The organism is Mesorhizobium sp. M0701 (assembly GCF_040320365.1).
Classification (GTDB): domain Bacteria; phylum Pseudomonadota; class Alphaproteobacteria; order Rhizobiales; family Rhizobiaceae; genus Mesorhizobium.
Genome location: NZ_JAMYPO010000001.1, coordinates 186755 through 209747, shown reverse-complemented (window position 1 = coordinate 209747; position 22993 = coordinate 186755). Strand labels below are relative to the sequence as shown.

Genomic DNA, 22993 nt, shown 5'->3' with positions numbered 1-22993 from the left:
AGCGAAACGCATGAGCGTAGATGCAGCGACTGAAGGCTACGCTGACACGGCGTTCCGCGCAATTTTCTGTCGCGAAAGCTTCAAGAATTTTGTGAATCGGTCTTGTGTGCATCCAAAATTTCTGTCATAAAAATTTAGGACAGTAGTGCTGTCTTATTTTGTCGCACAAAACTGGCCGCATTGGCATATGATTGCGCCTCTGCGGCATTGCCGCGAGCGACAGCTAGACAGTCTGGCTCCAGCCTGTACGAATACCATATGCGAACGATGCGGAAAGCCGCACGGTCGGCAAGAATTTCGCAAGACGTGCCGCAAGATTGAAAGGGGAGCCACGCGCTTCCCGGCGGAAACCAGCGCCCGAAGGGGACGGAACGGAGGACAGGACGATGACGGACATGACGCCATCTGCGACGAAGGCCGCGCAGACGAAAGCGGCAGCCGTCAAAAATCCGTCCCTGACCAATATTGGGCGAACCAGCACCGGCTATGCCGCGCACGGCCTCTATGATCCGCGCAACGAGCATGATGCCTGCGGCGTCGGCTTCATCGTCAACATGAAGGGCGTGAAGTCGCATCAGATCGTCGAGGACGGCCTTGCCGTGCTCGAAAACCTGACGCATCGCGGCGCCGTCGGCGCGGATCCGCTGATGGGCGACGGCGCCGGCGTGCTGGTGCAGCTGCCGGACCGCTTCTTCCGCGAGGAGATGGCCAAGCAAGGGGTCGAACTGCCGAAGCCCGGCCACTATGCAGTCGGCCATGTGTTCATGCCGCGCGACCCGGAGCTGCAGGCGCATATCGAAGGCATCATCGCCGAGGTGGCGCAACTCGAGGGCCAGCCGCTGCTCGGCTTTCGCGACGTGCCGGTCGATAATTCGTCGCTGTCCAAGGCGCCCGACATCGCCGCTTCCGAGCCGGTGCACCGGCAGGTGTTCCTGGGCCGCGGCGCCGAGATCGAGAACGACGACGATTACGAGCGGCGGCTCTACATCCTGCGCAAGGTCATTTCCGGCCGTATCCACGAAGAGACCAAAGGCGTCGACAACGGCTTCTATGTCGTCTCGATGTCGTCGCGGACCATCGTCTACAAGGGCATGTTCCTGGCCTATCAGGTCGGCGCCTACTACAAGGACCTCACCGACCCGCGTTTCGAGACGGCGCTGATCCTGGTCCACCAGCGCTTCTCGACCAACACGTTCCCGTCGTGGAAGCTGGCGCATCCCTACCGCATGGTCGCCCACAATGGCGAGATCAATACGCTGCGCGGCAACGTCAACTGGATGGCGGCGCGGCAGGCCTCGGTCGATTCCGAACTGTTCGGCAACGACATCTCGAAGCTGTGGCCGATCTCCTATGAAGGGCAGTCCGACACCGCCTGCTTCGACAATGCGCTCGAATTCCTGACGCAGGGCGGCTATTCGCTCGCCCACGCCATGATGATGCTGATCCCGGAAGCCTGGGCCGGCAACAAGCTGATGGGTCAGGACCGCAAGGCTTTCTACGAGTATCACGCTGCCCTGATGGAGCCGTGGGACGGGCCAGCGGCGGTTGCCTTCACCGACGGCCGCCAGATCGGTGCCACACTCGACCGCAACGGGCTGCGGCCGGCGCGCTACATCGTCACCGATGACGACCGCGTCATCATGGCCTCGGAAGCCGGCGTGCTGCCGGTGCCGGAGGAAAGGATCGTCAAGAAGTGGCGGCTGCAGCCCGGCCGCATGCTGCTGATCGACCTGGACAAGGGCCGCATCGTTTCCGACGAGGAGATCAAGTCGGAGATCGCGACCAGGCACCCCTACAAGAGCTGGCTCGCCAACACACAGCTCATCCTCGAGGATCTGAACCCGGTCGAGCCGCGCGCCCTGCGCAGGGATGTCTCACTGCTCGACCGCCAGCAGGCGTTTGGCTACACCCAGGAGGACACCAAGCTGTTGATGTCGCCGATGGCGACCACCGGCCAGGAAGCCGTCGGCTCGATGGGTACCGACACGCCGATTTCGGCAATGTCGGACAGATCGAAGCTGCTCTACACCTATTTCAAGCAGAATTTCGCACAGGTCACCAATCCGCCGATCGACCCGATCCGCGAGGAGTTGGTGATGAGCCTGGTGTCCTTCATCGGGCCGCGGCCCAACATCTTCGATCTTGTCGGCAATTCGCGCCGCAAGCGGCTCGAAGTGCGCCAACCGATCCTGACGAACGGCGATCTGGAGAAGCTGCGCTCCGTCGGCCACACCGAAGACCGTTTCGACACCAAGACGATCGACATCACTTACGGTTCGAATGAAGGCGCGGCCGGCATGCAGGGCGCCATCGACCGGCTATGCGAGCGCGCCGAGGCGGCGGTCGCCGGCGGCTACAACATCATCATCCTTTCGGACCGTCAGCTCGGCCCGGATCGCATTGCCATTCCGGCACTGCTGGCGACTGCGGCCGTGCACCATCATTTGATCCGCAAGGGATTGCGCACCTCCGTTGGCCTCGTCGTGGAATCCGGCGAGCCGCGCGAGGTGCATCATTTCTGCTGTCTCGCCGGCTACGGCGCCGAGGCGATCAATCCCTATCTCGCTTTCGACACGCTGCTCGACATGCACAAGCGTGGCGAATTGCCGGCGGAGGTCGATGCCTACGAAGTCGTCTCCCGCTACATCAAGTCGATCGGCAAGGGCATCCTCAAGGTGATGTCCAAGATGGGCATCTCCACATACCAGTCCTATTGCGGCGCGCAGATATTCGACGCCATCGGCCTGAAGTCGGACTTCGTGCAGAAGTACTTCACCGGCACGGCGACGCTGATCGAAGGCGTCGGGCTGGACGAGATCGCCGCCGAAACGGTCAGCCGCCACACCGACGGCTTCGGCAACGACCCGGTGCTGCGCAACAGCCTCGAGGTCGGCGGCGAATACATGTTCCGCATGCGCGGCGAGGCCCATATCTGGTCGCCCGACGCAGTGGCGACCTTGCAGCACGCCGTGCGCCAAGGCTCGTGGGAGACGTTCAAGGACTATTCCGCCCAGATCGACAGCGAGACGGCGCAGGCGCAGACCATTCGCGGCCTGTTCAAGATCAAGCTTGCGCAAGAGACCGGGCGTAAGAAGGTCACGCTCGACGAGGTGATGCCGGCGGCCGATATAGTCAAGCGCTTCTCGACCGGGGCGATGTCCTTCGGCTCGATCTCAAGGGAAGCGCACACGACGCTGGCGCGCGCCATGAACGCCATCGGCGGCAAGTCGAACACCGGCGAGGGCGGCGAAGAGGCCGACCGCTATCTGCCACTGCCGGGCGGCGGCAAGAACCCCGAACGCTCGGCGATCAAGCAGGTCGCCTCGGGACGCTTTGGCGTCACGGCGGAGTATCTGGTCAATTCCGACATGATGCAGATCAAGGTCGCGCAAGGGGCGAAGCCAGGCGAGGGCGGCCAGCTGCCGGGTCACAAGGTCGATGCGACCATAGCAAAGGTCAGGCACTCGACGCCGGGCGTCGGCCTGATCTCGCCGCCGCCGCATCACGACATCTATTCGATCGAGGATCTGGCGCAGCTCATCTACGACCTGAAGAACGTCAATCCGGCGGCCGACGTATCGGTCAAGCTGGTCTCGGAAGTCGGCGTCGGCACGGTTGCGGCCGGCGTCGCCAAGGCGCGTGCCGACCACATCACCATATCAGGCTATGACGGCGGCACCGGTGCCTCGCCGCTGACCTCGCTCAAGCATGCCGGCAGCCCGTGGGAGATGGGCCTTGCCGAGACGCACCAGACGCTGGTGCTCAACGGCCTCAGGTCGCGCGTCGCGCTGCAGGTCGACGGCGGCCTGCGCACCGGGCGTGACGTCATTATCGGCGCACTGCTCGGCGCCGACGAGTTCGGCTTTTCGACCGCGCCGTTGATCGCGGCCGGCTGCATCATGATGCGCAAGTGCCATCTCAACACCTGCCCCGTCGGCGTCGCGACACAGGACCCGGTGCTGCGCAAGCGCTTCAAGGGCACGCCCGAGCACGTCATCAACTTCTTCTTCTATGTGGCGGAAGAGGTGCGGGCGCTGCTTGTCGAGATGGGCTACACCCATCTCGACCAGATCATCGGCGACACCGACCTTCTGGAAAAGCGCGAGCTGATCCAGCACTGGAAGGCACGCGGGCTCGACTTCAGCAAGATGTTCTACAAGCCCGATGCGCCGCACGAGGCGGTGCACTGGACCGAGCGGCAGAAGCATCCGATCGACGACGTGCTCGACCGCAAGCTGATCGAACTCGCAAAGCCGGCGCTCGAAGCCAGGCAGCCGGTCAGTATCGAACTGCCGATCCGCAACGTCGACCGTTCGACCGGCGCCATGCTGTCGGGCGAGGTGGCAAAGCGCTTCAAGCACAAGGGCCTGCGCGAGGACACGATCTCGGTCAAGCTCACCGGCACGGCCGGCCAGTCCTTTGGCGCCTTCCTGGCGCGCGGTGTCTCGTTCGAACTGGTGGGCGCTGCCAACGACTACGTCGGCAAGGGCCTGTCGGGTGGCCGCATTGTCATCCGCCCGCCGGAGAACACGAAAATCGTTGCTGCCGAGTCCATTATTGTCGGCAATACCGTGCTCTACGGCGCAACCGAGGGCGAGGCCTATTTCTGCGGCGTTGCCGGCGAGCGTTTTGCGGTGCGCAATTCGGGTGTCGCCGCCGTCGTTGAAGGCGTCGGCGACCATGGTTGCGAATACATGACTGGCGGTATCGTCGTCGTCATCGGCCAGACCGGCCGCAACTTCGCCGCCGGCATGTCGGGCGGCGTCGCCTATGTGCTCGACGAGGCGGGTGATTTCGCCGAACGCTGCAACATGGCGATGGTCGAGCTGGAGCCGGTTCCGGAAGAGGACGACCTGATGGAAAAGCTGCTCCACCATGGCGGCGATCTCGACCATAAGGGCCGTGTCGACGTATCCGGCGATATGACCAGCCATGACGAGGAGCGGCTCTACCAGCTGATCTCCAACCACGTCCACTACACCGGCTCGGTACGAGGTCGCGAAATCCTCGACGACTGGGCGACTTTCCGGCCGAAATTCCGGAAGATCATGCCGGTCGAATACCGCCGCGCGCTGATCGAGATGGAGCGGATGCGCATGAACGTGGCGGCGGAATAGATTTGGAAATTGCCGGGAGGCCATGCGTCCCGGCAACCACCTTCATCAACAATCCTGACCTCGGACTGAAGGTTGCCACAGCTGCCTTATGAGGTTAACGGGTGCGTCGCCAGGCGTGCCTTCCGGACAGCAGGGACTGGACTATGGGCAAGGTAACAGGATTTCTCGAGATCGACCGGCAGGTGCACAAGTACCAGCCGGCTTCCGACCGCATCCGGCATTTCCGCGAGTTCACCCTGCCGATGTCGGACAAGGAGGTCGAGAAACAGGCCGCGCGGTGCATGGATTGCGGCATTCCGTATTGCCATGGACCGACCGGCTGCCCGATCCACAACCAGATCCCGGACTGGAACGACCTCGTCTACAATGGCGACTGGGAAAACGCGATCCGCAACCTGCATTCGACCAACAATTTTCCGGAATTTACCGGCCGCATCTGCCCCGCACCTTGCGAGGAAGCCTGCACGCTGAACCTCGAGGATATTCCGGTCGCCATCAAGACGATCGAGCAGGCGATTGCCGACAAAGCCTATGAAACCGGCCATATCCGGCCCTATCCGCCGGAACGGAAGACCGGCAAGCGCGTCGCGATCATCGGCTCGGGGCCGGCAGGCATGGCGGCTGCCCAGCAACTCGGCCGCGCAGGCCATGACGTTCACGTCTATGAGCGCGAGAGCCGGCCGGGCGGGCTGATGCGCTACGGCATCCCCGATTTCAAGATCGAGAAGCATTATATCGACCGGCGCATCGAGCAGATGCAGGGCGAAGGTGTCAGCTTCCATTGCGGCGTCAATGTCGGCGTCGACAAGCCGGTCGCCGAACTGCTCGCCGAATATGATGCCGTGCTCTATTGCGGCGGTTCCGAAACGCCGCGCCCGGCCAACATCCCGGGCGACGATCTCGACGGCGTGCACGACGCCATGCCCTATCTGGTGCAGCAGAACAAGCGTATCGGCGGCGAGCCGATCCAGTCGGTCGCATGGCCGTCGCGCCCGATCGTCGCCGGCGGCCAGCATGTCGTCGTCGTCGGCGGCGGCGACACTGCCTCAGACTGCGTCGGCACCGCCTTCCGCCAGGGCGCGGTGCGCGTCACCCAGCTCGACATCCGGCCGCAGCCGCCGGAAAAGGAAGACAAGCTGTCGGTCTGGCCCTACTGGGCGACCAAGATGCGCACGTCATCGTCGCAGGCCGAAGGCGCCGAGCGCGAATTCCAGGTGGCGACGCTTGAATTCATCGGCGAGGACGGCCAGCTGACCGGGGTCAAATGCTGCGAGGTCGACGAAAAGCGCAAGCCAATCGCCGGCACCGAATTCGTCATCCGCGCCGATCTCGCGTTCATCGCCATCGGCTTTGCCGGGCCAGCCGCTCGCGGGCCGGTCTCGGAACTCGACGGGCAGATGAAGATCGTCACCGACAGCCGCCGTTCGAAGAATGTCGAGGCCAATGACCGGGACTACAGGACCAGCGTCGAAAGGCTCTATGCGGCGGGCGACGTGCGGCGCGGCCAGTCGCTGGTCGTCTGGGCGATCCGCGAGGGCCGCCAGGCGGCGCGCGCCATCGACGAGGCGCTGATGGGATCGAGCGTGCTGCCGCGCTGAGCCAGTTCCGAAGAGGTTCTGTTTACTGGCGGATCGCCGTCGTCGTATCGGATGCGGCCGCCGTCGCAGGTTGTGTCTTGGGCGGCCAGGAGAAGTCATCGGCGCGGCCCGGTGAGGCGTCGGGCGCCTTGCCCTCGACGATCAGCCTTTCGCCCGGCAAATTCTTGTCAGCTTTTGCCGGCGGGGCGGCGCCGAGAAGTTCCGAGCCGCCGTCCAGCGCCGGATCGCTGAGCAGCATCGGCGCGGTGCGATCGACAGCTATCGGTGCGGCAGCAGGTGACGGCGCCTCGACGGGAGCGCCGGCCGGGGCAGACGCTGTCACCACGCTTCCCGGCGCGGCCAGCCCAAGGATCTTCATCAGCGGCTTTTCGGTATAGAAGGCGAGCTTGCGCTTGCCGGCCTTCGACATGTTGATGCCGTCGTCGGAGCGCAGGCGCACCGATTGGCCGTTGATGTCCGGTCCGCTGGTGATGAAGGCGCCGTTCTCGTCGACGAACCCGTCCCAGACGTCGACGAATTCGCCGCCGTGGCTTTCGGCGGACGAGCGGAAGATGTCGTTGAAGGCCAGCATGTCGGAGGTCATTTTCGAGACCCGGAAGGCCGGCATGCCAACCCACAGATACGGCACCTTGGTTGCTGCGATGGCCTTGCCGAACGCTTCGGTCCGGCGCTCGTATTCCTTGGTCCAGTTTTCGGATCGCGGCTGCTCGCGCACATCGCCGACGCGCATCTGCTGCCGGTCGTTGGATCCGAGCATGACGACAACGGCTGCCGGTTTTTCGGCGGCGATCAGCGACTTGACCTGGCCTGGCCAGTTGTAGACATCGTCACGCACGAAGCCGGACGATCCGTTGGCACGGACGACGATCCTGACGCCAGTGTTCTCGGCAAAGGCGGCGTCGAGCCCCTCAGCCAGCCCAGACGCCATGAAATCGCCGACCACCAGAACGACGCGTGCATCCGGCGCCTTCTCGGCCACCGGGGTTGTCGGCTCGGCCGGCGGCGGCCGGCGAACTGACCGGGGCTTTCTCAGCTTGGGCCTGGGCTTTGTTCTCTGGAATTCTCTCTGGAATTCGGGCGGCGGCTGCTCAAACCGCTCGCTTCTGCGCGGAAACAACAGGTCGCGCAGCGACCAGCCACGACTTTCCGGCTCCTGCGCCATGGCCGAGGTATGAAAGGCACTGGCTGCGCCGACTGCCAGAACGGCGATCGCCAGAACCAGGATCGGCACGCGACGAACGATTAACCGGATGCGCGCAGCCGAAACCAATCACCCTCTCCATCCCGCAACCGGCTCTAGTTCTGCCTGAGCCATTTGAGCACTTCCTTGCTCGGATACCCGTCCTGGGTCAAGCCAGCCTTTGCCTGGAAGGCCATGATGGCGGTTTTCGATCCGTCACCGATCTTGCCGTCGAACTTGCCGTCGTAATAGCCGTGCTCGGAAAGTCGCTTCTGAAGCTCCTGCCTTTCCTCGAAGGAGAGCTTGGTAAACGGTCGCTTCCAGTCCTGCACAAGCCCGCCATAGCCGGCGATTTCGTCGGCAAGAAGGCCCACGGCGAGCGCATATTTGTCGGCATTGTTGTAACGCTTGATGACGGAGAAATTCTTGATCATCAGGAAGGCTGGCCCGCCGCGGCCGCCGGGCAGCTTCAAAGTCGCCTTGTCCGCACCGTTCTTGAACGGCTTGCCGTTGGCACGGGTGACGCCCAGCGCCTGCCATTGCGACAGCGACTTCGAGCCTCCGGGCAGCTTCTTGCCGTCCGGAAGGCTGACCTCATAACCCCAGGTCTTGCCTGCCTGCCAGCCGTTCTTCCTCAGCAAATTGGCGGCTGTCGCCAGAGCGTCGGGAATCGAATTCCAGATGTCGCGCTTGCCGTTGCCGTCCATATCGACCGCATAGGACTGGTAGCTGGTGGGGATGAACTGGGTATGGCCCATCGCGCCGGCCCATGAGCCGCTGAGATGGCTTTCGTCGATGTCGCCGGTCTGCAGGATCTTCAGCGCCGCGATCAGTTGGGTGCGGGCAAATTTCGCTCGCTTCGGGTCGGCATAACCAAGCGTCGCCAGCGAGCGCACCACATTGCGCATGATATTATCGCGCTTGAGGGTTTCGCCGTAGTTAGATTCCATAGACCAGATGGCCAGCAGGATGTAGCGGTCGACGCCGTATCTTGCCTCGATCCTGTCCAGCCAAGGCTTCCATTTCCTTGCCATCTGCTGGCCGACGGCGACCGACTGGTCATGGACGCGGTTGTCGAAATAATCCCAAGCGGGTGCGGTGAATTCGGGTTGAGTACGGGCCTTTTCCAGCACCACCGGGTCAGCATCGTTGATGCCCTTGAATGCCTGGTCGTAGACGGAGCCGGAAACGCCGCTCGCCACGGCGGTAGCACGGAAGCTGGCGACCCATTGGCGGAAGCCGGCATCGGCAAAAGCCGACCCGCTGGGCATGAGCAAGGCAAGCGAGAGGCTGGCGGCCGTCAGGACGCTGGTGAAGCGCCTTGCGGCGTTGCGAACGGACATCTTTTCCTCCTTCTTCATCTCAGGAAGACTATTCATCGCCGAACCCGGTTAGCATTTGGTTTACCATAGGTGCCGTCCGGGGTGAAAAGATGCGTCAATGCTTTACCAGCTGAGATTTCTGACCCGCCGTTCAGTAATCCTCGATTTCGGCATGAAAATGTCTCGAATCGGGATTGCCGAACAGGCATGCAAATGGATAATTGGCACATGAAGAGAGTTCGCAAGGCAGTGTTCCCGGTTGCCGGTCTCGGCACGCGCTTTCTCCCCGCCACCAAGGCCATTCCCAAGGAAATGCTGACGGTCGTCGACAGGCCGGTCATCCAGTATGTGGTCGATGAGGCGCGCGAAGCCGGGATCGAGCATTTCATCTTTGTGACCGGCCGCAACAAGGCGGTCATCGAGGATCACTTCGATGTCCAATTCGAGCTCTACGACACGCTTGCGCAGCGCGGCAAGGACGACCAGCTCGCCCGCCTGCAGCGGCTGCAGCCGGCGCCGGGGCAGACCAGCTTCACCCGCCAGCAGGTACCGCTCGGCCTTGGTCACGCCGTCTGGTGCGCGCGCGAGCTCGTCGGCGACGAGCCCTTTGCGCTGCTGTTGCCCGACATGATCATGCAGTCGGAAAAAAGCTGCATGAAGGACATGGTCGAGCTTTACGCCGAGACCGGCAACAACATCGTCGCCGTGCAGGAATGCGATCCGGCCGAGGCGCACAAATACGGCATTGTCGGCCGCGGCGAGGCCGCGCATCACGGTTTCCGCATCTCCGGCATGGTGGAAAAGCCGAAGACCGGCACGGCGCCGTCGAACCTCTACATCAACGGGCGCTATATCCTGCAGCCGGAGATATTCAAGATACTCGAAGGTCAGGAAAAAGGCGCCGGCAACGAGATCCAGCTCACCGATGCAATGCTGAAGCTGCAGAAGCAACAGCCCTTCTACGGCTACCACTACCGCGGGCGAACGTTCGACTGCGGCTCGCCCGAAGGCTTCGTCGAGGCCAACGTTGCCTTCGCACTGTGGCGCAGAGACATGAATGCCAGCATGGCCGGTGTCATTCGCACGCTTCTCGACGAACTCGCGCCGTCAGAACGCCGCGGCGTAGCCTTGTAGTTTCAACACCGGTTGCCGCGCTGATCGGCTAAAGCGCGCCGCGTTCGACCGGCCTCATGCGACGCGCTTTAGGTTCTTGTTTTACGCAAGTCGTTATCGCAAAACCGCTGCAAACTTTTGCGCGACATGCATTTAGCGCTGCAACTTCAAGCCGACGAAGATACTGTTGGCCGTGTAGTCGCGCCCAACCAGGTTGCTGGTCAGTTTTTCAGTCCTGGCGCGGGTGGTGAGCCCGGTGTAGCGGTTCAGCCACCACGTCAGCCCAGCCTCGGCGCTCAGCGTCAAATCATGATCGTCGGAGCCGGTATAGTCGCGCCATTCAAGGCCGAGAGCGGCATTTCCGGTCAGGTTGGCGCGGATCTGCCGCTCGCCGGTGAGGCTGCCGGAATAGAGCATGTCGCCGCTTTCGCCCGCATTCGTCGTGTTCTCGGCGGTCGTCTGTGCGGTGAGCCCGATCGTGGTGCCGCGTTCCGGCGACCATTTGAGATCGGCATTGACCGTCGCGCCCGAAATAGCCGGCAGGGCATCGTCGTCGATAGCTTCGCGCAGCCAGCCGACCGAGAACTCGCCGGTAAGCTTCTCGCGGAGATCGAGCTCGACGCCGGCCCGTGCGCCAAGCCTGGTCGAGGAGCGCTGGAAGCCGTTTGGATCGACGCGCAAATCATAAGCGCGCCGGCCGATCTCGATTTCGGTGAACGGGGTGATGGCAGGCGAGATCTCGTAACCGGTACGCAAAATGGCCGTGTAGAGCGTCGAGTCGCGGCCCTTCTGCGACAGCGATCCGCCCGACGAAAGCTTGGCGTCGCCAAAGATGTCGTGCTCGACCGCGCCGGTCAGCGCGAAGCGCATCTTGCCGGCATCCTTCTCGACGGCGAGACTGCCGTTCACGGTCTGGCGCACCGGCTGGCCAACGGCGCCGACGACCGCGTCCGGCGCCGAGGCCGATTCGGGCAAGGCCTCATAGCCCAGCTTGGCGATGGCGCGCAGATCATTGTCGAGATCGATGTTGAGTGTGCCGTCGACGCGGCCTTGCGCCTCGTGAATGTCATAGCCGGACAAGGTTTCGCGGAAGATGCCATAGCCCTCAACCGTCGCCGAATTCTCCCGCCAGTCGGAGACGGCGTTGAAGCGCAGCGTCGTTTCCGACAGCAAGGCCGGCTTGCCGAGGCTGCTCGAATCGGCGTTTGTCGAAGACGTCAGGCCTTGCTCGAGCGTCGGCCGGATCACGAAGGAGCCGAGCTTGATGCCGGTGGCGGCGAACGGGTCGTCCTCGTTCTTCTTGTCCTGGCCTTCGATGGCTTCGGTGCGCTCGGCGCCGGGGTCGAGCTTGAGCCTCTCGGCGGAATCGATGGTGACGGCACGGCGGTTGACCGTATCCTGCTCGTCTATGGCGGCGGTATCGGTGTCCTCGGTCGCCGCCGCGGCTGCAGTCGCGGTTCTCTTGCGCTTCTGGCTGTCAGCGGTCTCGTCTTCGGCGTTGGCCGCATTGGCGGCGCGTTGCGTCGCGCTTGGCCGCCGTCGGGGGGGCGGAGCAGGGTTGTCGGGAAATGGGTCGCCGCTGGCCGCTGGTTGATCGAAAGTGCCGCCGGTTGTGGCCGCCTCGCCCGTGCCGTCGTCAGGCAACGCCCCTTGGCTGGCCGGGCGATAGGTAGGCAGCGGCGTATTGTCGTTGGCGGTTGCAGCAGCCTGCGCGGCTTGGGTTCCGGCTATGCTCGATTGCCTGATCTTGTACTGCTGGTCGTCCAGGATTGTCGATTCCGAAACCTCGCCGCGCAGCTCGGTTTCCTGGGCGCAAAGCAGTGCCGGCCGCGACAACGCAAAGACACTGGTTGCCAGCAGCAAAGCGCAGACCGCCTTGCCCTTTCGTCCCATTTTGTTTTGAGGCTGAAACCCGGACATCGGCACCACTGCTTGCGCGGCGCACGCGCGCCATACTTACGAAACCGTAAATGGGGATGGTTAACGGAGCGTTGAGGCATGGCCCGCCAGGAGGTTCGGGACGGCAATTCCGTTGGACAGGCGCGCGCCGAAGCGCTAATCGCATCGTCCATGGACGTGAAATCCCCAGACAGGAAGCGGCATGACGGGCAGGCCGCGATTGCCTCGGCGCTGAGAACCGTGGCGACGGAGCAGGCCGGCGTCGCGGCACTGGCAGACGCTCTCGAAAACGGGCTGGCCGAGCCGTTCGCACGAGCCGTCGGCATGGTGTCGCAGATCGATGGCCGCGTCATCGTCACCGGGGTCGGCAAAAGCGGCCATATCGGCTCGAAGATCGCCGCAACGCTCGCCTCGACCGGCACGCCGGCCTTCTTCGTTCACCCTGCCGAAGCCAATCACGGCGACCTCGGCATGATCGCCAGGAACGACGCCATCATCGCGCTGTCGTGGTCGGGCGAAAGCCTCGAGCTCAAGGGCATCATCGCCTATTCGAGGCGCTTCTCGATCCCGCTGGTCGCGGTCACCGCGGGCGAAAAATCGGCGCTGGCGCGCGCGGCCGACGTGGTGCTTCTGCTGCCGCGAGCACCGGAAGCCTGTCCGCACGGGCTTGCGCCGACGACCTCGACGCTGCTGCAAATGGTGATGGGCGATGCGCTGGCCATAGCGCTGCTCGAGGCACGCGGCTTCACCCCGGACCATTTCCGCACGTTCCATCCCGGCGGCCAGCTCGGAGCCAACCTGACGCAGATCCGCGAGATCATGCATGTCGGCGACAGGCTGCCGCTGGTATCGTCAGGTACCGGCATGCGCGAGGCAATCCTCGAATTGTCGCGCAAGGGGTTTGGCTGCGTGGCCGTGACTGCCGCGGACGGCAAGCTGATCGGCATCATCACCGATGGCGACATCAGGCGCCATATCGGCAGCGATCTCCTGGCAATGAGCGTCGATCAGGTGATGACCAGAGAGCCGAAAATGGCCGCGCCCGACACGCTTGTTGCGACGGCGCTGCAGACGATCAACGACTCGGCTATCACCAGCCTGATGGTGGTCGAAGGCAGGCGGCCGATCGGGCTCGTCCATCTGCACGACCTGCTGCGCATCGGTGCTGCCTAGCGGGCTTCTAGACCGCCTCGACCGTCAGTTCCAAGTCGGTATCAGCGGCGCCCGTCACGCGCACTTGCGTGCCGGCCGGCAGGTCAGGGCCGGAGACGCGCCACAACGTGTCGCCCAGCTTTACGCGGCCGCGCCCGTCCTTGATCGGCTCGGCAAGGGTCGCCGTCCGGCCGACCATCTGTGCGCCGCGACGGTTGAGCAGGGGCTGGTCGGTTTCATCATGGCGCCCGCCCACCAGCCGCTTGCCGACATAGGCCGAGACCAGCGACAGCGCGAGGAAGGCGAGGACCTGGACTTGCCAGGTCCAGAAACCGGCATCCCAGATGAGCAGTGAGACGACGCCGATCAACAGCGCGGCAATGCCGATCCACAGCATGAAAATGCCCGGCGCGATGACCTCCATTACCAGCAGGACGAAGCCGAGGACCATCCAGCTCCACGGGCCGAGTTCGGAAACAATGCGGTCGAGCATGGCTGTGGCCTCAGGTTTCGCTCGGACGAACGACCGGCGGGCGGGCAGCCTGTCGTGCGGCACCGGCGGTGCCTTCGCTTCGGAAAACTTCCTTGGCGATTTCGCCAATACCGCCGAGCGTGCCGATCAGCGATGAGGCCTCCATCGGCATCAGCACGAGCTTGCTATTTGTCGCTGAGCCGATCTTCGTCAGCGCTTCGGTGTATTTCAGCGCGACGAAGTAGTTGAGCGCCTGCACGTCGCCTTTGGAAATCGCCTCCGACACCACCTGCGTGGCGCGTGCTTCAGCCTCGGCCGAGCGCTCGCGCGCTTCGGCGTCGCGGAAGGCGGCTTCCTTGCGCCCTTCGGCCTCCAGGATCTGCGATTGCTTGAGGCCTTCGGCGGCGAGGATCTGCGCGCGCTTATTGCGCTCGGCCATCATCTGTCGGCCCATCGATTCGACGAGATTGGCCGGCGGGTTGATGTCCTTGATCTCGACACGAGTGATCTTGATGCCCCAGGGATGCGCCGCCTCGTCAACGACGCGCAGCAGGCGCTCGTTGATGGCGTCGCGGTTCGACAAAAGTTCGTCCAGGTCCATCGAGCCCATCACGGTGCGGATGTTGGTCATCGTGAGATTGAGAATCGCATTCTGCAGGCCGGAGACCTGGTAGGCGGCCTGCGCCGCGTTGAGCACCTGATAGAAGGCGATGCCATCGACGGCAACGGTGGCATTGTCGCGGGTGATGATCTCCTGCGTCGGAACGTCGAGCACCTGCTCCATCATGTTCATCTTGGCGCCGACACGGTCGACGAAAGGCACGATCAGGTTGAGGCCTGGGTTCAATGTCTTGGTGTAACGGCCAAAACGTTCGACGGTATAATTATAGCCTTGCGGAATTGTTCGGATGCCCTTGATAAGCACCAGCACGACAAGGGCGACAAGAACAAGAAGCGCGATATCAAAACCACTGAAACCCATTTGGCTCTCCCCTCAAAGGCCGGCCATGCCGGACAGTTCCACGCGGCCGACTTGATCAAACACTTAAGTGTGTTTCAGCAACGTTACAATCAGGTGATCATGGATTGCCGGTGAATAGACGGGCGATCTGTTCAGGCCCAGCCGGACAGCTCGCGCCGCACCATCGCCTCGATCACCGCCATGCCCTCGGCACTGTCGTTGAGGCAAGGGATGTGTGCGAACTTTTCGCCGCCGGCATGATGGAAGGTCTCGGACGCTTCCCTGCCGATCTCGTCCAGCGTCTCGATGCAGTCGACGGAAAATCCTGGATTGACGATGGCGACCGATTTCACGCCTTCGCGCCCTAGTCTTTCGACCGTCTTGTCGGTGTAGGGCTGCAGCCACTCCTGCGCGCCGAAGCGCGACTGGAAGGTGGTAATCAGCTTGTTTTCATCCCAGCCGAGCTTTTCGCGCAGCAGTCGGGTCGTCTCGAGGCAATGGGCCTGGTAGGGGTCGCCCTTGTCGGAATAGGGTTTCGGAATGCCGTGATAGGAAGCGATGACAATTTCCGGTTCGAATCCGAGGCTCGCCAGATGCTTTTCGATCGAACGGGCGAGCGCCTCGATATAGGCCGGCTCGTTGTAATAGGGTGGCACGCTGCGAATGGCCGGGGCGCGGCGCATCTTCATCAGGGCGCGAAACAGCTGGTCGTTGGCAGTCGCAGTCGTCGTCGCCGAATATTGCGGATAGAGCGGGAAAGACAGGATGCGGTCGCAGCCTTGCTCGACCAGTCTCTCGGCCACGCTCTCGGTCGAAGGGTTGCCGTAGCGCATCGCCCAGTCGACGACGACATTGGGTAGCTCGCCGAGCGCGAGCCCGAGCTTCTCGGCCTGGGCGCGGGTGTAGGTTCGCAGCGGCGACTCGTTGCGCTCCCGGTTCCATATCCTGGCATAGTTGGCCCCTGATTTCTTCGGCCGGGTGGTGAGGACCACGCCGTAGAGGATCGGATACCAGATCGCCTTGTTGAGCTCGATGACGCGCGGATCGGACAGGAACTCCCGGAGGTAGCGCCACATCGGCTTGAAGCCGGTGCCGTCCGGGGTGCCGAGATTGATCAGCATGACACCGACCTTGCCGGTCCTGACCAGAGGGCGCCCTGCCGACGGCGAGGCGGCAGTCTTCTCGGCTTTGATTTCAGCAGGGTTGGCAAGCGTCATGAGGTTCTCCAACACCGCGAACCAACGGTGCCGCGGCGAAAGTAGCGATGCCGCGCCGGTTTTCAAATGCTGCGTCTGGCCGCACCTTATCCCAGAAATGCAACACCCGCCCGGTCTGCCGGGCGGGTGCATTGCGTTCCTGCGGCCGGATTACTTCGAGGCCGCCGGGATCGTCAAGGTTGCGCCGACCGGAAGGCGGCGTGGCTCGTAGGCTTTGTTGGCATCGGAGATTATTTTCCATTTGGTGCCGTCGCCATAAGCCTTCACCGCGAGATCCCAATAGGTATCGCCGGCGACGATCACATGGCTGCTTTCGGCCGGTGCCGGCTCAGCCGGAGCAGGGGTCGCCGGAGCCGGTGTGGCCGGAGCCGCAGGTGCCGCCGGCTGGGCCGGCTCGGCGGGTGCGGGTGCCGGCGCTGTTTCAGCCGGGACGGCCGGCGGCGTCTTGGAAATGTCGCCGGAGCCGGCCGGCATTTCGGGCATTGCCGGCTCAACGGGCTTTGCCGGCGCAGCCTCGGCAGGTTTTGGCGGTTCGGCAGGGTTGGCAGGTTCTGCGGCCGGGGCTACGGTCGCGGCGATCTCGGTGATGCGGCCGTCGAGCTTCGGCGTATAGGGCCGGTGCGCGCCTAGGTAGTCGGCGACGACCTGTTCCAGCCCCGGGCCGTAATCATAGGCGTTCTTGGCCTTCTCGGCGAACACCTTGTAGCCGTCGCCGCCCTGGCGGACATAGTTGTTGGTGGCGACCAGGTAATCCTTGTCCGGCTTAATCGGCGTCCAGGCGCCGCCTTCCATGACCTCGACCGATTTGACGCGTCCGTTAGGCGGCGCCGATTTGTCGAACGCATATTTCAGGCCGGCAACCTGCGGGAAGCGCCCGGCGCCGTCCTCGACCTGGCTGAGGCCGCTTTCGAGGCCGGCAACCAAATCCTTGCCGGAGATCTGGAAGGTCGCCAGCGTGTTCTGAAACGGCAGGACGGTGAGAACCTCGCCCATGGTGACGGTGCCCTGGTCGATGGAGGCGCGCAAGCCGCCGCCATTCGAGATGACGATCTCGACGCCTTGGCCCTTGACCCGGTCGAGGACGGCGTCGGAGACCAGATTGCCCATCTCGCATTCGCGGGCGCGGCAGTTTTCGCGACTGCCGTCGATCGCCTTGGTGGTCTCGGCGACTTCCTTGTTCTTCAAGGCCTCGATCGGCGCGCCGAGTTCCTTGATGCGGGCAAGCACGGCGGGGTCGGGCGTGATCGATTTGTCGAGATGGATGGGATCGCCGCTTGCCTCCTTGACGACGCCGTTGTCGTCGAACACGACCTTGAACTCGCCGAGATATTTCGAATAGGACGCCGCCTGCACGACCGGCACTTTGTAACCGTCCGGATTGTCGACCATCGTCGGATATGGGCCTTCCGCCTTGGGGTCGGTGTTGGACAGCAGCGAATGGCTGTGGCCGCCGACCACCACGTCGATCCCGGGGATCTTGGCGATCACGTCGCGCTCGCGCTTGTAGCCGATATGGGTGACCGCGATGATCTTGTTGACGCCCTCTCGCTTCAGTTTCTCGACCTCAGCGGTGATCGACTTGACGTCGTCTTCGATGGCAATGTTCGGGCCAGGGGTGGCAAGCTCCGGCGTGTCGTTGGTGACCGCGCCGACGATGCCGATCTTCTGGCCGCCGACCTCGACCACGATCGACGGCTTGACGCGGTCGCCGAGCTTGGATTGCGCATTGGCCTTCACATTGGCGCCGAGCACCGGAAACTGGATCATGTCGAGAAACGGCGCCAGCGCCGACTCGCCATCGTCGAACTCATGGTTGCCGAGAGCCTCGGCATCGAATTTCATCTGGTTGAGGAATTCGCCTTCGGTCTTGCCTTTGTAGGTCGTGTAGAAGAGCGAGCCCTGGAAATTGTCGCCGGCGCTGAGCAGCAGCACGTTCTGGCCTTCCAGCTTCTTGCGCTCCTGCGCGATCGCGGTGACCAGGCGGCCGGCGCCGCCGACGCATTCGCCCTTGGTCTCCTCCTCGGCCGAGCAGGTCGATTCGTACTTGTTGTTGCTCTCGATGCGGCTATGCCAGTCGTTGATGTGCAGGATGTTGAGCGTGTAGTCGGCAAAGGATACCCCTGCCGACAGGCCAAGCGCCGATGCCGACAGCGCGGCGATGGCAGCAATCTTCTTCATTCTCGTCTCCCGGATAACTTGACCAGAGGCGTTTAACGCTCTTGTTTGACTGGGATGTAACAGCCCTCTTGGGCTATGTTCACATCGCGTTTCAGTCGATGCAAGCGGAAATCGGCATCAGCTTTGCCGGCGCAAGAAGACGGCGGCTTGAAGCCGCCGCCCTTGTGCAAAGTAAATTCGGAATCGGATTTCAGGTGCGCCTGGTCAGCACAAAATTCTGCCCGCTCGCGCTGGTGCAATTGAGCTGGCTGGTGGAGACCATCAGGCAGTTGAAGCTGATCGGCGTCTGGCGGATCAGCGAAGTGCCATGAATCTCGACCGAGGTGCCGCCGGTCATGGTGTAGCTGCCGTCGGCAAGCTTCTGGCCGGTGTCGGTTGCGACGGTCGCGAAGCTGCCGCCCTTGAAGGTGGACAAGCCCGTGCCCTGCGCGTCGATCCAGGAGCCTTCAACCCCCTTGGCCGTGATCACCGGCGGCTCGCCTGGGCCGGTTGTCGTGCAGGCCGCCAACGCGACCGTAGCGGCCGCGGCAATGCCAGCCGAAAGCAGTCTTTGCGCAATCGTCATCTTCAAGATCCTCTCCTCTCGCATCGGCCCGAAAATCGATCCGATTTTCGGAAAGCACGATGCGCACATTCAAAGTGCTAGAGCGTACTTTGTGCGTCCAAATGGACGCACGTGGCTCTCGGCCGCCCCTCTTCAATCGCCCGATTTCCGGGCGATTGCAAGCTGGCCGAGTGTCGAGGCAACGCTGCTATCGAACGAGGATGTTGCGGAATTGCCACGGGTCTTTGGTATCGAGATCCTCGGGAAACAGACCAGGCCGATTGTCGAGCGGTGTCCAGTCGGTATAATAGCTCCTGACCGGCCCGAGATAGGGGCCCTGCACGTCGAGGCAGCGCTTGTAATCCATCTCGTCGGCCTCGACGATGCCGGCCTCGGGATTTTCCAGCGCCCAGACCATGCCGGCCAGCACCGCCGACGTGACCTGCATGCCGGTGGCGTTCTGATAGGGCGCCAGCTTGCGCGCCTCGGCCAGCGACAGCTGCGAGCCGTACCAGTAGGCGTTCTTGGCGTGGCCGTAGAGCAGCACGCCGAGTTCGTCGACGCCATCGACCAGTTCATTTTCGTCGAGCACGTGATGCACGGGCTGAGCCTTGCCGGCGACACCGAACATCTCGTGCAGCGACAGCACGGCGTCGTTGCAGGGATGATAGGCGTAATGGCAGGTCGGCCGGTATTGCACCTTGCCCTTCTTGCCGCGCAGCGTGAAAAAATCGGCAATCGAGATCGCTTCGTTGTGTGTCACCAGGAAACCGTATTGCGGGCCGGGCGTCGGACACCATGTGCGCACGCGTGTATTGGCGCCGGGCTGCTCCAGATAGATCGCGGCCTTCGAACCGTTCTTGTGGCTTTTGGCGTTCTTCGGCATCCACGCCTCATGCGTGCCCCAGCCGAGCTCGGCCGGCTGCAGCCCTTCCGAAATGAAGCCTTCGACCGACCAGGTGTTCCAGAACACGTTCATCGGCTTGGGCTTCTTGGTGCGCTGGGTGTCGCGCTCGGCGATATGGATGCCCTTGACGCCGGCCTTCTTCATCAGCCTGGCCCAGCCTTCGCGATCGTGCTGCGCGGGTTCCGAGAAGTCGAGGCCAAGATCTGTGGCGAGATTGACCAGTGCCTGCTTGACGAACCACGAGACCATGCCCGGATTGGCGCCGCAGCACGAGATCGCCGTGGTGCCGCCCGGGTTCTTCGCGATTTCAGTACGTACGGTCTCGCGCAGCGCATAGTTGGTGCGTGAGGCGTTGTCGGCCTTCTCGTCGAAATAAAAGCCGAGCCAGGGTTCGACCACCGTGTCGATATAGAGGACGCCAAGCTTGCGGCAGAGCTTCATCAGCTCAAGCGAGGAAGTGTCGACCGACAGGTTGACGCAAAAGCCCTGGCCGCCGCCATTGGTCAAAAGTGGTGTCAGCAGCTTCTTGTAGTTCTTTTTGGTCACCGCATCCTGCATGAAGGTGATGCCGCGCTCGTCGAGCAATTTACGGTCGGTGTCGCGCGGGTCGATGACCGTCATGCGCGACTTGTCGAATTTGAAATGGCGCTCGATCAGCGGCAGCGTTCCCCGTCCGATCGAGCCGAAGCCGATCATCACTACAGGGCCGGTGATCTCACCGTAAACGGGCCAGTTTTCATTCGCCATTTATCGATTACTCCCTCAAAAAACGCTTCGGAACAGCGGCTTGGCCCCGGCGCGACAAACCATAGATCATTGTCACAATAAAGCGAAAAGCGGACGGCCGGCGTTACACCGCGCCATCCCGGCTACGGCTCGACCAGTCTTGCGAATTCAGGCTTGAAGAGGTCACGTGCCTCGGAGACCGGCAGTTCCAGCAGATCGTCGGCGCAGGCCTGGATGGCATGCGGCAGGGTCTGGAGCCCGAAAACCAGAACCTGCTTGTCGCCCTCACGCCAGAGGCTGACCGCTAGATATTCGCCGATGAGATCGTCCATGCCGCATTCGGCTTCGTGATCGATATCGGTCTGATCGATCGGTTTCTTGCGCCGCTGCTTGACGAAGGAGGCCAGGGAAGGACCGGGCTTGCCATCCACCGTATCCGAGAAAATGTCCTGAAGGCCAAGCAGGACGCCGCGCCGCACATCCATGATGTAGGCGTCCGAATAGTTGGTCGGATGCGCTCCGCCGCAGAAGATGCTGCCGGACTCCCGCCAGCTCATCAGCCGCGGCGTCAGCGAGGTCACTTCGAATGTGCTGTCCTCATAGCCGCCGAGCGTGCCGTCGTTCATACCGTCAATCGGCCCGCCTTCGTTGAAACCGGCATATTGCGCCGCCAGGCAGCCCAGTGCGCCAATGTTTGCGCGCCAGTGCCTCTCTTGCAGCAGAGCATTCGCGACCTCGATCGGAACGTCGCCGGACAGTTCGACAATGCGCGGCGTGGCAAACCTGGTGCGGGGGTCGACGACATAGCGGTAGGTTGCGTCCGGCCAACCAGTCGTCTTGCCGTTATCGAGCTGAGTGTCCATCCGCAGATAGTCATAAGGGGACGTTTCCATGGTGAGCGGCGTGTCATTGCCGAAGAACTTCATGAAGCTGAAATCGTAGAGATCGAGCGGGGTGCTGGGCTCGTTCCCGGTCACTTGCCGACTTGCGACCCGTTCCAATCTGAGCGGCAGCGCCTTCTTTCCGTTCCAGCTGCCTTCAAGGGTCTTGCCGTTACTGGATGAGGCCGGGCGCCACACAGCGGCGATCGGCGCGGCCTTTCATCGCAATTATCGGCGCCGCATGCCTCCTCCTCGGCCAGTTCGAACGTGCTGCCCTGCTGCGACCTGGCCTGCAGCGGGATGTCGACGCCCTTCGAGCGGTAGAAATAGCGGCCGGCCAGCGGGCCGCCGGGCGCCGCGGGGTCGCCGGTGAATTCGACGACGATATCGCTCTTTCCAAGCTTGCCGGCATAAGTCACCGGCTCCGCCTCGGCTGCTGTCGACAGTACCAGGATCGCGGCCATGAACGTGACCGGCCTGCTAAGATGCTGGATCATTGTTCCCCCAAGCGATCATTTTCAGTTTTTCCACCAGCCGGTCACGGTCGGCGGTCATCCCCTTGTAGTCGAGTTGTGCCTCGTCCAGCGCCAGAAGTTGTTCGGCCAAGGACGCCGCGAGCGCCGCGCGGCCGGGGTGGCGTTCCAGCACGGCGAGCGGGTCGAGATGGATGCGGATGGTGAAGAGTACGTCGCCCGAAACGGGGAGCTTTCTCAGCGTCTGCCGCTCGACCCGGATAAAGACATGGGCGTCGATGTCGCCGTCCGGGAATCTCGACGGGCGACTGCTGGCGCGGTCGATGCGTTCGAGGTTGGAGAGCGGATGGTAGAGCGCGCCGCCCGCCTGGATCGACCAGTTGTAGCGCTCGACGGCTTGGCCCTGGAGGCCGTCGAACATGCGGTTGATGAGATCGGCCGGGCGTGTGCCAGGGCCGAAACCCGGTACCGGCGCGTGGATCTGCTGCAGCGGCTTGCCGAATTTTTCGGTCAGCGACCATGACGACGGGAAGCAGAGCGAGCCGGCGGCCAGACGCCAGCCGCTCTCGTCGCGGCGCATCAGGATCAAATCCTCCTGCACAAGCAGCGAGGCCGCGACAAGCGGCGCATCGCTGAAAGAAGCTGCGGTGCCCGAGCCTTCGAGATCGTCGGTGCCGCCGATCACCTCGATCGCATTGTCGGTACGCCTGTGGGTCTCAGGAAAGTTCGCCGCCAGATGCGTACCGAGCAGATCGAGCACTTCGCGCTGAGCGTCGCGCGTTGTTTGCTCCTCGACAAAAACCTTGCCGGGAATTTCCGCGTAAAGCCGGCGTTTTTCGGCAAGATAGGGCAGCAGATATTCGTCGACCTCGATCCAGCTATCGAGATTGAGCGGCTTCAGCCCGATGGTGAAGAGTTTCGACGAGCCGTCATAGGGTGTGTGGGTCGGGGGGCGGAAACTCATGCTTCTTTGTAGGCTTCCAGCGCGGCGGCGGCCATTCTCGCCGTGAATTCGGTGATTTCGTAATCGGCGGCACCTGCCTTGGCGAAGGGATCGTCCGCCAGTCTGGCATCGAGCTCCTCGCGTGGACCGCGCGCGATGATGATGCCGCCGGTCCTTGGCCGCTTTGGCCCGGAGGCGACAAAGATACCTTCCGCGTAGCAGGCCTTCAGCCATTCGACATGCGCTTGCTGCAGGCGGTCGATCTCGGTCAGCGGCACCTTGTAGTTCAGCGAAACCACGAACATTGTTG

General features: G+C 62.9%; 17 protein-coding genes. 4 read left to right on the top strand and 13 right to left on the bottom strand.

The features are described from left to right. Positions 1 to 386 precede the first annotated feature (386 nt). Both gltB and NKI24_RS00990 read left to right on the top strand, forming a co-directional pair. Positions 387 to 5117: a glutamate synthase large subunit gene (gene gltB, locus NKI24_RS00995; RefSeq protein WP_352742866.1), complete on the top strand. Its 4731-nt coding sequence runs from the start codon at positions 387 to 389 to the stop codon at positions 5115 to 5117. A gap of 143 nt (positions 5118 to 5260) precedes the next feature. After that, the gene (locus NKI24_RS00990; RefSeq protein WP_352448228.1) at positions 5261 to 6715 is read left to right on the top strand and encodes a glutamate synthase subunit beta; all 1455 of its coding nucleotides are present in this window, start codon (positions 5261 to 5263) and stop codon (positions 6713 to 6715) included. A gap of 22 nt (positions 6716 to 6737) precedes the next feature. On the opposite strand, the gene NKI24_RS00985 is transcribed toward NKI24_RS00990, so the two are convergent. Together NKI24_RS00985 and NKI24_RS00980 are read right to left on the bottom strand one after the other, a co-directional pair. Then, on the bottom strand, positions 6738 to 7985 hold the full coding sequence (locus NKI24_RS00985) for an SGNH/GDSL hydrolase family protein (protein WP_352742070.1): 1248 nt from the start codon (positions 7983 to 7985) through the stop codon (positions 6738 to 6740). Positions 7986 to 8011: 26 nt separating this feature from the next. Further along, positions 8012 to 9238, bottom strand: a complete 1227-nt coding sequence (locus NKI24_RS00980) for a lytic murein transglycosylase (RefSeq protein WP_352742863.1) — start codon at positions 9236 to 9238, stop codon at positions 8012 to 8014. 207 nt (positions 9239 to 9445) lie between these two features. Between NKI24_RS00980 and galU the strand changes: the two genes are divergently transcribed. Next, positions 9446 to 10351 carry a UTP--glucose-1-phosphate uridylyltransferase GalU gene (galU, locus tag NKI24_RS00975; RefSeq protein WP_352448225.1) on the top strand — a complete coding sequence of 302 codons (906 nt, stop codon included), beginning with the start codon at positions 9446 to 9448 and terminating at the stop codon, positions 10349 to 10351. A gap of 132 nt (positions 10352 to 10483) precedes the next feature. Here the strand turns inward: galU and NKI24_RS00970 are convergent, their stop codons facing one another. Then, a complete protein-coding gene (locus NKI24_RS00970) occupies positions 10484 to 12223 on the bottom strand; it encodes an outer membrane beta-barrel protein (RefSeq protein WP_502901420.1) in 1740 nt (579 codons plus the stop codon). Positions 12224 to 12400: 177 nt separating this feature from the next. On the opposite strand from NKI24_RS00970, the gene NKI24_RS00965 reads away from it, so the two are divergent. Further along, positions 12401 to 13402 (top strand): KpsF/GutQ family sugar-phosphate isomerase, encoded by a 1002-nt coding sequence (locus tag NKI24_RS00965; RefSeq protein ID WP_023675389.1) that lies wholly within the window; start codon positions 12401 to 12403, stop codon positions 13400 to 13402. A 7-nt stretch (positions 13403 to 13409) separates the two neighbouring features. Here NKI24_RS00965 and NKI24_RS00960 read toward each other — a convergent pair whose 3' ends face one another. From NKI24_RS00960 to NKI24_RS00915, 10 genes are all read right to left on the bottom strand, one after another. Then, a complete protein-coding gene (locus NKI24_RS00960) occupies positions 13410 to 13874 on the bottom strand; it encodes an NfeD family protein (RefSeq protein ID WP_023675390.1) in 465 nt (154 codons plus the stop codon). Between the two features lie 10 nt (positions 13875 to 13884). Further along, the gene (locus tag NKI24_RS00955; RefSeq protein ID WP_352568140.1) at positions 13885 to 14835 is read right to left on the bottom strand and encodes an SPFH domain-containing protein; all 951 of its coding nucleotides are present in this window, start codon (positions 14833 to 14835) and stop codon (positions 13885 to 13887) included. 131 nt (positions 14836 to 14966) lie between these two features. Next, positions 14967 to 16031 (bottom strand): ferrochelatase, encoded by a 1065-nt coding sequence (gene hemH, locus NKI24_RS00950; protein WP_023675392.1) that lies wholly within the window; start codon positions 16029 to 16031, stop codon positions 14967 to 14969. 150 nt (positions 16032 to 16181) lie between these two features. Continuing rightward, a complete protein-coding gene (locus NKI24_RS00945) occupies positions 16182 to 18209 on the bottom strand; it encodes a 5'-nucleotidase C-terminal domain-containing protein (RefSeq protein WP_352742859.1) in 2028 nt (675 codons plus the stop codon). A 190-nt stretch (positions 18210 to 18399) separates the two neighbouring features. Next, a complete protein-coding gene (gene omp10, locus NKI24_RS00940; protein ID WP_023720183.1) occupies positions 18400 to 18774 on the bottom strand; it encodes an outer membrane lipoprotein Omp10 in 375 nt (124 codons plus the stop codon). Positions 18775 to 18961: 187 nt separating this feature from the next. Beyond that, a complete protein-coding gene (locus tag NKI24_RS00935; RefSeq protein WP_352448220.1) occupies positions 18962 to 20407 on the bottom strand; it encodes a homospermidine synthase in 1446 nt (481 codons plus the stop codon). A gap of 122 nt (positions 20408 to 20529) precedes the next feature. Next, positions 20530 to 21363, bottom strand: coding sequence for a hypothetical protein (locus NKI24_RS00930; RefSeq protein ID WP_352742856.1), 834 nt, complete (start codon positions 21361 to 21363; stop codon positions 20530 to 20532). Then, positions 21360 to 21764 carry a hypothetical protein gene (locus NKI24_RS00925; RefSeq protein WP_352742854.1) on the bottom strand — a complete coding sequence of 135 codons (405 nt, stop codon included), beginning with the start codon at positions 21762 to 21764 and terminating at the stop codon, positions 21360 to 21362. Before NKI24_RS00925 ends, NKI24_RS00930 begins: the two co-directional genes overlap by 4 nt. Further along, positions 21748 to 22704, bottom strand: a complete 957-nt coding sequence (locus tag NKI24_RS00920; protein ID WP_352742852.1) for a heme-dependent oxidative N-demethylase family protein — start codon at positions 22702 to 22704, stop codon at positions 21748 to 21750. Before NKI24_RS00920 ends, NKI24_RS00925 begins: the two co-directional genes overlap by 17 nt. After that, the gene (locus NKI24_RS00915) at positions 22701 to 22988 is read right to left on the bottom strand and encodes a YciI family protein (RefSeq protein WP_352682521.1); all 288 of its coding nucleotides are present in this window, start codon (positions 22986 to 22988) and stop codon (positions 22701 to 22703) included. The genes NKI24_RS00920 and NKI24_RS00915 overlap by 4 nt, the downstream gene beginning before the upstream one ends. Between the last annotated feature and the right edge of the window lie 5 nt (positions 22989 to 22993).

Coding starts and splice junctions, on each gene's coding strand:
- NKI24_RS00920 (WP_352742852.1), bottom strand. CDS start 22,704: ATGAGTTTCCGCCCCCCGACCCACACACCCTATGACGGCTCGTCGAAA.
- NKI24_RS00965 (WP_023675389.1), top strand. CDS start 12,401: ATGGACGTGAAATCCCCAGACAGGAAGCGGCATGACGGGCAGGCCGCG.
- gltB (WP_352742866.1), top strand. CDS start 387: ATGACGGACATGACGCCATCTGCGACGAAGGCCGCGCAGACGAAAGCG.
- galU (WP_352448225.1), top strand. CDS start 9,446: ATGAAGAGAGTTCGCAAGGCAGTGTTCCCGGTTGCCGGTCTCGGCACG.
- NKI24_RS00925 (WP_352742854.1), bottom strand. CDS start 21,764: ATGATCCAGCATCTTAGCAGGCCGGTCACGTTCATGGCCGCGATCCTG.
- NKI24_RS00915 (WP_352682521.1), bottom strand. CDS start 22,988: ATGTTCGTGGTTTCGCTGAACTACAAGGTGCCGCTGACCGAGATCGAC.
- NKI24_RS00955 (WP_352568140.1), bottom strand. CDS start 14,835: ATGGGTTTCAGTGGTTTTGATATCGCGCTTCTTGTTCTTGTCGCCCTT.
- NKI24_RS00990 (WP_352448228.1), top strand. CDS start 5,261: ATGGGCAAGGTAACAGGATTTCTCGAGATCGACCGGCAGGTGCACAAG.
- hemH (WP_023675392.1), bottom strand. CDS start 16,031: ATGACGCTTGCCAACCCTGCTGAAATCAAAGCCGAGAAGACTGCCGCC.
- NKI24_RS00960 (WP_023675390.1), bottom strand. CDS start 13,874: ATGCTCGACCGCATTGTTTCCGAACTCGGCCCGTGGAGCTGGATGGTC.
- NKI24_RS00980 (WP_352742863.1), bottom strand. CDS start 9,238: ATGTCCGTTCGCAACGCCGCAAGGCGCTTCACCAGCGTCCTGACGGCC.
- NKI24_RS00945 (WP_352742859.1), bottom strand. CDS start 18,209: ATGAAGAAGATTGCTGCCATCGCCGCGCTGTCGGCATCGGCGCTTGGC.
- omp10 (WP_023720183.1), bottom strand. CDS start 18,774: ATGACGATTGCGCAAAGACTGCTTTCGGCTGGCATTGCCGCGGCCGCT.
- NKI24_RS00970 (WP_502901420.1), bottom strand. CDS start 12,223: ATGGGACGAAAGGGCAAGGCGGTCTGCGCTTTGCTGCTGGCAACCAGT.
- NKI24_RS00935 (WP_352448220.1), bottom strand. CDS start 20,407: ATGGCGAATGAAAACTGGCCCGTTTACGGTGAGATCACCGGCCCTGTA.